Source organism: Tamlana sedimenti, assembly GCF_038148895.1.
Taxonomy (GTDB): Bacteria; Bacteroidota; Bacteroidia; order Flavobacteriales; family Flavobacteriaceae; genus Tamlana.
Map to the genome: position 1 here is coordinate 130,327 of NZ_JBBVGQ010000006.1, position 11,717 is coordinate 142,043.

The 11,717-nt window shown below is 37.2% G+C and carries 7 protein-coding genes; all 7 read left to right on the forward strand.

The genetic code is table 11. The features are described 5' to 3' along the window. The first annotated feature begins 72 nt into the window (after positions 1-72). The 7 genes from WJN01_RS14155 to WJN01_RS14185 all read left to right on the forward strand — a co-directional run bounded on the left by WJN01_RS14155 (position 73) and on the right by WJN01_RS14185 (position 11,717). A complete protein-coding gene (locus WJN01_RS14155) occupies positions 73-1,146 on the forward strand; it encodes a LacI family DNA-binding transcriptional regulator (RefSeq protein ID WP_445197814.1) in 1,074 nt (357 codons plus the stop codon). 142 nt (positions 1,147-1,288) lie between these two features. Next, positions 1,289-2,650 (forward strand): MFS transporter, encoded by a 1,362-nt coding sequence (locus WJN01_RS14160; RefSeq protein WP_445197815.1) that lies wholly within the window; start codon positions 1,289-1,291, stop codon positions 2,648-2,650. 4 nt (positions 2,651-2,654) lie between these two features. Then, complete coding sequence (gene pgmB, locus WJN01_RS14165) at positions 2,655-3,335, forward strand: beta-phosphoglucomutase (RefSeq protein WP_445197816.1); 681 nt, start codon at positions 2,655-2,657, stop codon at positions 3,333-3,335. A gap of 73 nt (positions 3,336-3,408) precedes the next feature. After that, complete coding sequence (gene mdxK, locus WJN01_RS14170; protein WP_445197817.1) at positions 3,409-5,715, forward strand: maltose phosphorylase MdxK; 2,307 nt, start codon at positions 3,409-3,411, stop codon at positions 5,713-5,715. Between the two features lie 15 nt (positions 5,716-5,730). Next, positions 5,731-7,842, forward strand: a complete 2,112-nt coding sequence (locus tag WJN01_RS14175; protein ID WP_445197818.1) for a glycoside hydrolase family 97 protein — start codon at positions 5,731-5,733, stop codon at positions 7,840-7,842. Positions 7,843-7,854: 12 nt separating this feature from the next. Continuing rightward, on the forward strand, positions 7,855-9,831 hold the full coding sequence (locus WJN01_RS14180) for a glycoside hydrolase family 13 protein (protein WP_445197819.1): 1,977 nt from the start codon (positions 7,855-7,857) through the stop codon (positions 9,829-9,831). Next, positions 9,831-11,717 carry an alpha-amylase family glycosyl hydrolase gene (locus tag WJN01_RS14185; protein WP_445197820.1) on the forward strand — a complete coding sequence of 629 codons (1,887 nt, stop codon included), beginning with the start codon at positions 9,831-9,833 and terminating at the stop codon, positions 11,715-11,717. Before WJN01_RS14180 ends, WJN01_RS14185 begins: the two co-directional genes overlap by 1 nt.

Here is an 11,717-nt window from a genome sequence, read left to right on the forward strand (position 1 = left end):
TGTATGGAAAAATATTTTACCATCGTTTTAAAAACATGCAAATAATTGTTACTTTACAATGAATTTTTAGCGATGAAGAAGAAGATAACATTAAAACAAATTGCCAAGGAATTAGATGTCTCGGTTTCAACGGTTTCAAAAGCGCTGAGTGGGAGCAAAGAAATTAGCGAGGATACAACCCAAAAAATACAGGCCTTTGCTAAGCTTTACAACTACAAGCCCAATAATATTGCCCTTAGCTTAAAGAACCGAAAAACAAAAACTATCGGTATTTTAATACCCGAGATTGTACACCATTTTTTTTCAACCGTAATTCGCGGTATAGAACGGGTAGCCAATAGAAGGGGATACAATGTTATTGTAGGGTTGTCCAACGAATCCTTTGCCAAGGAAATAATCAACATGGAAATGCTTGCCAATGGCAGTATTGACGGGTTTATTCTCTCCATTTCCAAAGAAACTTTGCTAAAGCAAGATTACCATCATTTTCATGCCACCATAAGCCAAGGTATGCCCATTGTGATGTTTGACAGGGTTGTAAGTGAAGTGGAGTGCGATAAGGTAATAGTTGATGATTTTAATGGAGCCGTTAAAGCCGTAAAAAAGCTTATTGAAAATAATTGCAAAAACATAGCACTCATTACCACCATGGATTATGTTAGTGTTGGTAAATTGAGAACACAGGGGTATCTTGAAGCCCTTGAAACCAATGGTTTTGTGCCTGATTCCAATTTGATTTTAAAAATTGACGACAGCTTAAATGTTGAAAATCATTTAGAGATTCTCGAGACAGAAATTGCTCAATTCTTTCAAACAAATCCGCAAATAGATGGTGTTTTTGCGGTTAATGAATTATATGCCGTAACCGCAATGAAAGTAGCCAAGAAATTGGGCATGCATGTTCCCGACGATATTCAGGTCATAGGTTTTACAGATGGAGTGCTTTCAAAACACGCTACACCTAGTTTAACTACCGTGAGTCAGCATGGCCAAAAAATGGGTGAACAAGCCGCGAATTTACTCATAGACAGATTGGATGCTGAAGATGCCGAAAGCGAGCAATACTTTACAAACAACGATAAAAAAAGTGACTTCATAAAGGTCGTTATAGAGACCGAAATTATTGAGAGAGAATCAACTAAATAATTTCGTTAAAAAAAATTTATTAGGAAAACCAAAATTCTTTTATATCTTTGATGCGAAATCAAAACTTATATTTTCACTTCTCACATAAGTTTTGATAAGTATTTACCGCTTATCAAATAGTATTAACTAAACATACTATTTCATGGAAAAGCGTAGATTAAGTTTCTGGCAAATCTGGAACATGAGTTTTGGATTTCTAGGAATCCAAATGGGGTTCGCCCTTCAAAATGCCAACGCAAGTAGGATACTTCAAATTTTCGGAGCAGACGTTCACGAACTGTCTTGGTTCTGGATTATTGCACCATTAATGGGGTTGATTGTTCAACCTATTATTGGGCATTACAGTGATAATACTTGGGGACGTTTCGGAAGAAGAAAACCTTATTTTTTGGTGGGTGCCATACTGGCCTCTGTAGGTCTGGTGTTAATGCCCCAAGCCGATATTTTCACGGCATTTTTACCACCTTTGTGGGTGGGTGCAGGAATGCTCATGATTATGGATGCCTCATTTAATGTGGCGATGGAACCATTCAGAGCTTTGGTTGGTGACAATTTGAGAACTGACCAGAGAACCTTAGGGTTCAGCGTACAAACAGCACTCATTGGTTTTGGTGCCGTAATTGGATCGTGGTTGCCATATGCCTTAACCAATTGGTTCGGCGTTTCAAATCAAACTTCAGAGGGAGCCATTCCATTTAATTTAATTTTATCGTTCATTATTGGCGCAGCTGTTTTAATTGTTTCAATTTTAATAACAGTATTAACAACCAAAGAATATTCTCCAGAGGAATTGGCCCTAATTGAAAAAGAAAAGGCCAAATCTGTTGATATAGATGTGGTTGTTGAAAACAAGGAATCTAGTTTGCTGGATGTTTTTGAAGACTTCAAAAAAATGCCAACAACCATGCGACAATTAGCCTGGGTGCAATTCTTTTCTTGGTTTGGTTTGTTTGGCATGTGGGTGTTTGCCACTCCTGCAATTGCGCAACATACTTATGGACTATCCCACACAGATAGCAGTAGCACGATGTATCAAGATGCAGGTGATTGGATAGGCATTCTCTTTGGGGTTTATAATTTGGTGTCGGCCATTTACGCATTCGCTTTGCCTTATATTGCCCAAAGAATTGGCAGAAAGAAAACACATTCCATATCCCTTATCATTGGTGGTTTGGGGCTCTTATCCATTTACATTATGCCCGATAAGGATTGGCTAATCGTTTCTATGATTGGCGTGGGCATTGCATGGGCTAGTATTCTGGCTATGCCGTATGCTATATTGGCAGGGTCTATTTCGCCAAAAAAGATGGGGGTTTACATGGGTATTTTCAATTTCTTCATTGTAATACCTCAAATAATCAATGCATTAATAGGTGGTCCACTTGTAAAATATGCTTATGGCAATCAAGCCATATTTGCATTGGTATTAAGTGGTGTAAGTTTTCTTGTCGCAGCAGCTTTAGTTAATAAAGTCAAAGATGTTGATGACATCATTCAATCTTAAAACTATGCAGAAAACAGGAGTTATATTCGATTTGGATGGTGTTATAGTCGATACCGCAAAATACCATTATTTGGCATGGAAAAATCTTGCCGATAAATTAGGTTTTGAGTTTACTGAAAAACACAACGAACTGCTAAAAGGTGTGAGTCGCGTAAGGTCATTGGAGATTTTATTGGAAATTGGAAACATAAAGCTTTCCGAAGAAAAAAAACAAGAATATCTCGTAACCAAAAACGAAGAATATTTGGGATTTATTACAAAAATGAAAGCTGATGAAATCTTGCCTGGAGCCCTAGAATTACTTGATACATTAGACAGTCTAGGAATAAAGTATGTGTTGGGTTCTGCCAGCAAAAACGCCCCACTTATTTTGAAACAGGTAGGGATTTTTGAACGATTTGCTGGAATAGTGGATGGCAACAGTGTTTCAAAAGCGAAACCAGACCCCGAGGTGTTTTTAATCGGCGCTAAAAAGTTAAATATTCCACAAGAAAATTGTATTGTATTTGAAGATGCCATTGCAGGTATTGAAGCCGCCAATAGAGCTAATATGACATCTATAGGAATTGGCAACGAAGAAACACTTCATGAGGCAGATTACAATTTTGAAAATTTAACGGAAGTAACTTCCGATTTCATCAAAAAATTAATTTCAGAAAAGAACAAAAAGAAACATAGGGTTTAGATGAATAGTTCGCTCATAGAGCCGTAACGCTCAAATTGAAGCAGGCAATCTACGCTCTCATATCTTTAAAAATATGAATCAAGATTATATAAAACCAGATAACTGGTCCATCATAGAAGAAGGGTTCAATCCCAAACGCGTAAAATCATCAGAAAGTTTATTCAGCTTAGGAAACGGAGCCATGGGGCAACGTGCAAATTTTGAAGAACTCTATTCTGGCGATACCTTTCAAGGAAGTTATATTGCAGGGGTCTATTATCCAGATAAAACCCGCGTGGGTTGGTGGAAAAATGGCTATCCAGAGTATTTTGCTAAAGTGCTTAATGCACCAAATTGGATAGGAATTAACGTTGAAATAAACGGCGAACAACTCGATTTATTTACGTGTAAAAAAGTAGAAAATTTTAGGCGAGAGCTTAACATGAAAGAAGGTTGGTTGTCCAGAAGTTTCATAGCCACATTAAAAAATGGAATTACGGTTGAGGTAAATGCCAAACGTTTTTTAAGCTTGGATTTAGATGAGGTTGGCGCTATTCAATATCAAATCAAACCTTTAAGTGAAAATGCCGAAATTACCTTTCAGCCGTATTTAGATTCTGGAATTACCAACGAAGATACCAATTGGGATGATAAGTTTTGGGATACAAGAAATGTAAGCCATAAAAATCATCAAGCGTTTATTGAGGCTAAAACTATGAAAACCGATTTTCATACGTGTACATTCATGGAATCCAAAATTTATATTGATGAAAAATCATTAGTCATTGATCCTAAATTTAAGGCTGATGCAACTTATGCTTCGTTTTACTACAAGCATAAAGTAAAACAAAATGAAACCTATACCATCCATAAGTTTGGAGGTTATGTTGTAGATAGAAACCATGAAAAATCTAAGTTGGTTACTGCGGCAAAAGCGGTTTTGAAATTGGTAACCAATAAAGGCTTCAATGCATTGTTGGAAGACCAAAAGAAAGCTTGGGATTTGATATGGAGCATGTCTGATATTACAATTTCTGGAGACGTTAAGGCACAACAAGGTATCCGTTTTAATATTTTCCAATTAAACCAAACCTATTTAGGCCGAGATTCTCGATTAAATATTGGTCCTAAAGGGTTTACAGGTGAAAAATACGGTGGAAGCACTTATTGGGATACCGAGGCCTATTGCATTCCGTTTTATATGGCTACCAAAGACCAAAATGTGGCAAGAACCCTTTTGGAATACAGATACAATCATTTGGAAAAGGCTATTGAAAATGCTCAAAAATTAGGGTTTAAAAATGGTGCCGCCCTTTACCCAATGGTAACCATGAATGGCGAAGAATGCCATAACGAGTGGGAAATCACTTTTGAAGAAATACATAGAAATGGTGCCATTGCTTTTGCAATTTATAACTATTGTCGATACACAGGTGATTACAGTTATATTCCTGAAAAAGGACTCGAAGTTTTAATCGGAATTGCTCGTTTTTGGCATCAGCGAGCCAATTTTTCAACAGCCAAAAATAAGTATGTTATTTTAGGTGTTACGGGGCCAAATGAATATGAAAATAACGTGAATAATAACTGGTACACCAATTATTTAGCACAATGGTGTATTAATTATGCACTTGAAAATATCGGTAAAGTTGAAGAAGAATATGCTTCAGATTTTACTAGAATTATGAATAAAGTCAAGCTATCAACTTTAGAATTGGCAGAGTGGAAGGCAGTAGCAGACAACATGTATTTTCCGTTTTCAGAAAAACATAATGTATATCTTCAGCAAGACGGATTTTTAGATAAAGAACTGATTACCGTGGCCGATTTAGATAAAAGCCAACGCCCAATCAATCAAAAATGGAGTTGGGATCATATTTTGCGATCACCCTACATTAAACAGGCCGATGTTTTACAGGGTTTCTACTTTTTTGAAGACCATTTTACAGAAGAACAACTAGAACGCCATTTTGATTTTTATGAGCCTTTTACGGTTCATGAAAGCTCATTATCACCATGTGTACACAGTATCCAAGCAGCAAAATTAGGTAAGATGGGGCAAGCTTATAAGTTCTATTTGCGTACCTCTCGTTTAGATTTGGACGATTATAACAAAGAAGTTCATGAAGGACTACACATTACTTCGATGGCTGGCACTTGGATGAGTATAGTTGAAGGATTTGGAGGTATGCGTGTTAAGGACAACAAATTGTCGTTTAAGCCCAAAATACCAAAACAATGGGATGCTTATTCGTTTAAGGTCAATTTTAGAAATCAAATTTTAAAGGTAGAAGTGTGCCAAAATGATACCAAGTTTGAATTGGAAGGTAATGCCGAACTACAAATATTGGTGAATAATTTACCCGTAACCATAACCCCAAATAGTTTGATAACTGTTTAACAAAATCTAATTAGAATGAGATTATTTATTTTATCAATAGCGATTATTTTTTCCATATTTATTGGAAACGCCCAAGAATTGAAATCTCCTAATGGCGAGTTAATGATGCAGTTTTCATTGGAGGCCAATGGTGTACCAACCTATAATTTGTCATATAAAAGCAAACCCGTTATAAAATCTAGCCGATTAGGATTTATACTTAAAGACGATGAAAAGTCACTAATGGATGATTTCGCCATTTCAAGTACGGAAACAACTTCATTTGATTCAACTTGGCAACCCGTTTGGGGAGAACAGAAGGAAATAAGAAACCGTTACAATGAATTGGCGGTTACCTTAACACAAAATGAAACAGAACGGAAAATTTTAATTTGTTTTAGGTTGTTTAACGATGGCTTAGGTTTTCGCTACGAATTTCCCACCCAAGAAAACCTTGTGTATTTTGTGATTAAAGAGGAAAAAACACAATTTGCCATGACGGGGAACCACACAGCTTTTTGGATTCCAGGAGATTACGATACACAGGAATACGATTATACAGAATCAAAATTATCTAAAATACGAGAAAAATTTGATTCTGCTGTAACCGATAATGCGTCGCAAGAACAATTTTCTCCAACGGGTGTTCAAACGGCACTGATGATGAAAACAGATGATGGGCTTTACATCAATTTACATGAAGCGGCTCTTATTGATTATTCATGTATGCACCTTAATTTAGATGATGAAAATTTCATTTTTGAATCACATTTAACCCCAGACGCCATAGGCGACAAGGGCTATATGCAAGCTCCTTGCAAAACACCTTGGAGAACGATTATTGTTAGCGATGATGCCCGCGATATTCTTGCTTCGAAAATAACGTTGAACTTAAATGACCCCTGTGAAATTGAAGACACTTCATGGATAAAACCAGTGAAATATGTCGGTGTTTGGTGGGAAATGATTACCGGTAAAAGTTCTTGGGCTTACACAGATGATTTGCCTGCTGTTCAACTTGGAAAAACAGATTTCTCGGAAGTTAAACCCAACGGAAAGCATGCAGCAAACACAGCACACGTAAAAGAATATATTGATTTTGCGGCAAAACATGGTTTTGATGGTGTGCTTGTTGAAGGTTGGAATGAAGGTTGGGAAGATTGGTTTGGGCAATCAAAAGATTATGTGTTTGATTTTGTAACGCCTTACCCGGATTTTGATGTGGAAGAAATACATGAATATGCAAAATCCAACGGGGTAAAAATGATTATGCACCATGAAACTTCAGGTTCTATACGGAATTATGAGCGCCACATGGACAAGGCCTATCAATTCATGAAAGATAACGGATATGATGCCGTAAAAAGTGGCTATGTTGGGAATATTTTACCTCGAGGTGAACATCATTATAGCCAATGGATTGTAAACCACTACCAATATGCCATAGAAAAGGCAGCCGATTATCAAGTGATGGTCAATGCCCATGAGGCAGTGAGGCCAACAGGTATTTGCAGAACTTACCCAAATTTAATTGGTAATGAATCGGCAAGAGGTACCGAATTTCAAGCTTTTGGTGGTTCAAAACCAAACCATGTTACGCTTTTGCCTTTTACACGTTTAATTGGTGGTCCAATGGATTATACCCCTGGTGTTTTTGAAATGGACATTAGCAAACTTAATCCGGATAATAACTCCCACGTAAACAGCACCATTGCCAATCAGTTGGCACTCTACGTTACCATGTATAGTCCTTTACAAATGGCAGCTGATTTGCCAGAAAATTACAATCGATTTTTAGATGCTTTTCAGTTTATAATAGATGTTGCCATAGATTGGGATGAAAGTATTTATTTAGAGGCAGAGCCAGGCCGTTACATTACGGTGGCACGTAAAGAAAAAGGTGCAAACAATTGGTTTATAGGTAATGTTAATGGTCTTGATGCCAGAACTTCAACTATTAAATTGAGCTTTTTAGAACCGGGTAAAAAATATAAAGCCACTATTTATGCCGATGCCAAAGACGCCCATTATAAAACCAATCCGCAGGCTTATACTATTAAAACCAAAAACGTAACCAATAAATCAAAATTAGTGCAATTATCTGTTCCGGGCGGAGGGTATGCCGTTAGTATTGAAGAAATTAAATAAAGTAAACCAATTATGGATTATTTAAAACAACAAAAACATGCCAAACCTTTCATTTTAATTGCTTTGGTGTTTGTAATTACGTTAAATTTATCTTGCAAAAAACAAAGCACTATGAACGACGGGTTTGATGCTAAAACTTCAATAGTCGAAAAATACGACATTCAACGTGTTGAGCCACCAAATTGGTGGGTTGGTTTCAAGGATTCAGAATTGCAGTTGATGGTGAAACATCCCAACATTTCTGAATGGACTCCTGAAATTTCATATGAAGGTGTTTCCGTAGTAAATGTTCATAAAGCGGATAGCCCGAATTATTTGTTCATCGATTTAAACGTGTCAGAAACCGCAATTGCAGGTAAATTCAATATCATTTTTAAAAAGGAAGGTGAAGATGATTTGGCGTATACCTACGAGTTAAAATCTAGGGACAGGCCATCTGAAGATTACAAGGGTTTTGACAGTAGCGATGTTATTTATTTAATAACTCCAGATAGGTTCGCAAACGGAAATCCTGAGAATGACATTGTTGAAAATTTAAAGGAAAAATCCATTGATAGAACAGATGACTATGCCAGGCACGGTGGCGATATTGAGGGTATTTCAAATCATTTAAATTACATTGAAGATTTAGGTTTTACGGCAGTTTGGCCTTGTCCACTGCTTACAAACGATATGCCCCAAAGTTCATATCATGGATATGCCATTACCGATTATTATGAAATTGACCCGAGATATGGAACTTTGGAAGAGTATGTGGCTTTGTCTAAAAAATTGTCTGAAAGGGGCATGAAATTAATCATGGACCAAGTGGCCAACCATTGTGGTGTAGAGCATTGGTGGATGAAAGATTTGCCGTTTAAAGATTGGATAAACCATCAAGACAGTTATGTTGAAAACATTGAGAATTGGGATGGTAGCAAAAGTATTACCACAAACCACAGACGCACTACAAACCAAGATATTTATGCATCTCAATTAGATAAAAATGCCATGAGCGAAGGTTGGTTTGTTTCGGCCATGCCAGACTTAAACCAAAGAAATCCATTCATGGCTAAGTATACCATCCAGAACAGTATTTGGTGGATTGAAACAGCTAAACTTGGAGGTATAAGGCAAGACACCTACCCGTATCCTGATAAAAATTTTATGAGTAAATGGGCGGGAGCAATTATGAATGAATATCCAAACTTCAGTATTGTTGGAGAAGAATGGACGACCAATCCATTGCTAATCGCCTATTGGCAGCAAGGGCATATCAATAGGGATGGCTATAACTCCAACTTGAAATCGCCCATGGATTTCGCAATGCAGGAAACTATTGTAAAAGGCCTGAATGATGAAGAATCTTGGGACTCCGGCCTAATAGGGATTTATAGAGGTTTGGCCAACGATTTTGCTTATGCAAGCCCCAAGGACATTATGGTTTTTCCCGATAATCATGATATGAGTCGCATATTTACCCAATTACACGGCAATATTGAAAATACCAAAATGGCCTTGAGCTATATTTTGACAATGCCCCGTATTCCACAAATTTACTATGGTACCGAAATTTTGATGAACGATTTTGATAACCCTGGAGACCACGGTCTGGTACGTACAGATTTTCCTGGGGGCTGGGAAGGTGATGTCATAAATGCATTTACGGGTAAAGGCTTGAGCTTGGAGCAGAAAGACATGCAGTTGTTCCTCAAAAAAATACTGAATTATAGAAAAAACAGTCAAGCCATTCATGAAGGTAAAACCATTCACTTTGCACCAGAAAATGGCGTTTATGTGTTGTTCAGGATTTTTGATGATGAAACTGTCATTCAAATAATGAATAAAAATAACGTTCCAATTGAGTTGGATTTAAGTAGATTCAAAGAAATTGGTCTCGATGGAAAAATAGTGCACGATATCATAAATGGAGAAAGCCAAACTTGGAAAGGTTCATTTTCATTAAAGGATAAAGGCAGTGTTATTCTAACGACAAAAGGAAATGGCTAATGGGCGTTAACTTAAAATCAATCATAATTACTATCGGATTATTTATGTTTTTTATTAGTTGTGGGCAGCGGAAAAAGGAAGCAAAAACTACTGTAGAAAATACAGAGAAAGTTCAAGGGAAATTAGTGGTTTATCAAGTGTTTACACGCTTGTTTGGAAACACAAATACCACCAACAAACCTTGGGGAACCATTGAAGAAAATGGCGTGGGTAAGTTTAACGACTTTACAGATAGGGCTTTAGAGGAAATCAAGGATTTAGGTGTTACCCACATTTGGTACACAGGTGTGCCGCACCATAATGTTATTACCGATTATACAAAATATGGCATTTCAAATGATGACCCCGATGTTGTAAAGGGACGTGCCGGTTCACCTTATGCCGTCAAGGATTATTACAATGTTAATCCAGATTTGGCAGTAAATGTTGAAAACCGTTTAGAGGAATTTGAGGCTTTAATTGAACGCTCCCACAAAATAGGTTTGAAAGTAATTATTGATATCGTGCCCAATCATGTGGCCCGAAATTATAAAAGTATTTCCAAACCTGAAGGGGTGAGGGATTTTGGAGAGGATGATGATACTTCCGTCGCCTACAACGTAAATAATAATTTCTATTACAACCCAGACGAATCCTTTAAAGTGCCTCATTGGGAAGGGGGTTATGTGCCCCTTGGAGGAGAAAAAAATCCGTTGGCTGATGGGAATTTTGATGAAGCTCCTGCAAAATGGACGGGTAATGGGTCGCGCTTATCGCAACCAAATTTTAATGATTGGTACGAAACTGTTAAAGTGAATTACGGTATTTCTCCTGAAGGCAGTAAGGATTTTGATGAATTGCTAGATGGATTTGAAAATGAAAACTATAAGAAGCATTTTGAGTTTTGGCAAGATAAACCAGTTCCAAATTCATGGATAAAATTTCGCGATATTGCTTTGTATTGGTTAGATAAAGGGGTTGATGGTTTTCGTTATGATATGGCAGAAATGGTGCCCGTGGAGTTTTGGAGTTTCATGAATTCTTCAATAAAAATGAAAAACCCAGATGCCTTTTTGTTGGCCGAGGTTTACAATCCGGCTTTGTACCGAGATTATATCAAAAAAGGCAAAATGGATTATCTCTATGATAAAGTCCAATTATACGATACCATAAAGCACATCATTCAGGGCAACGGTAAAACAGATAATATTCCACCTATTCTTGACGAACTTAAAGATATTGAACACCATATGCTGCACTTTCTTGAAAACCATGACGAGCAGCGTTTGGCAAGTCCAGATTTTGCTGGGAACGCTGAAAAAGGAAAGCCGGCTATGGTGGTTTCAGCTACCTTAACAACAGCACCGACCATGATTTATTTTGGACAGGAAGTAGGGGAGGACGGTTCAGAAGATGCAGGTTTTGGTTCGCCCACTAGAACCTCCATTTTTGATTATGTTGGTGTACCGGCACATCAGCGTTGGGTAAACAACAAGAAATTTGACGGTGGTCAATTATCCGAATCCGAAAAGGAATTGAGGGATTTTTATAAACGGTTATTGAACTTTACTATTTCTAGTTCTGCATTGGCAGGGAAATATCAAGATATCCATTTATTCAACCGCAAAAATACAGAACATTACGGTGACAAAGTGTTTTCCTTTGTGCGTTGTAGTGAAGCTGAAAAGTTAATTATTGCTTCAAATTTTGATGCTGTAAATCATCAACAATTTAATCTGCAAATTCCCCAAATCATTATCGAGTCATGGGGAATGACCAATGGAACTTACCAAGTTGAAGATCAGTTGTATCATCAATTCTTAGGTCAATTACTTGTTGAAAACAATGTTGGCAGCCTTCAAATGCAATTAAAACCATTGGAATCCTTCATTTTAAGAATTCAATAA

Excerpts from the sequence above, each read along its gene's own strand:
- WJN01_RS14155 (WP_445197814.1), top strand. The coding sequence starts at position 73 with ATGAAGAAGAAGATAACATTAAAACAAATTGCCAAGGAATTAGATGTC.
- WJN01_RS14160 (WP_445197815.1), top strand. The coding sequence starts at position 1,289 with ATGGAAAAGCGTAGATTAAGTTTCTGGCAAATCTGGAACATGAGTTTT.
- pgmB (WP_445197816.1), top strand. The coding sequence starts at position 2,655 with ATGCAGAAAACAGGAGTTATATTCGATTTGGATGGTGTTATAGTCGAT.
- mdxK (WP_445197817.1), top strand. The coding sequence starts at position 3,409 with ATGAATCAAGATTATATAAAACCAGATAACTGGTCCATCATAGAAGAA.
- WJN01_RS14175 (WP_445197818.1), top strand. The coding sequence starts at position 5,731 with ATGAGATTATTTATTTTATCAATAGCGATTATTTTTTCCATATTTATT.
- WJN01_RS14180 (WP_445197819.1), top strand. The coding sequence starts at position 7,855 with ATGGATTATTTAAAACAACAAAAACATGCCAAACCTTTCATTTTAATT.
- WJN01_RS14185 (WP_445197820.1), top strand. The coding sequence starts at position 9,831 with ATGGGCGTTAACTTAAAATCAATCATAATTACTATCGGATTATTTATG.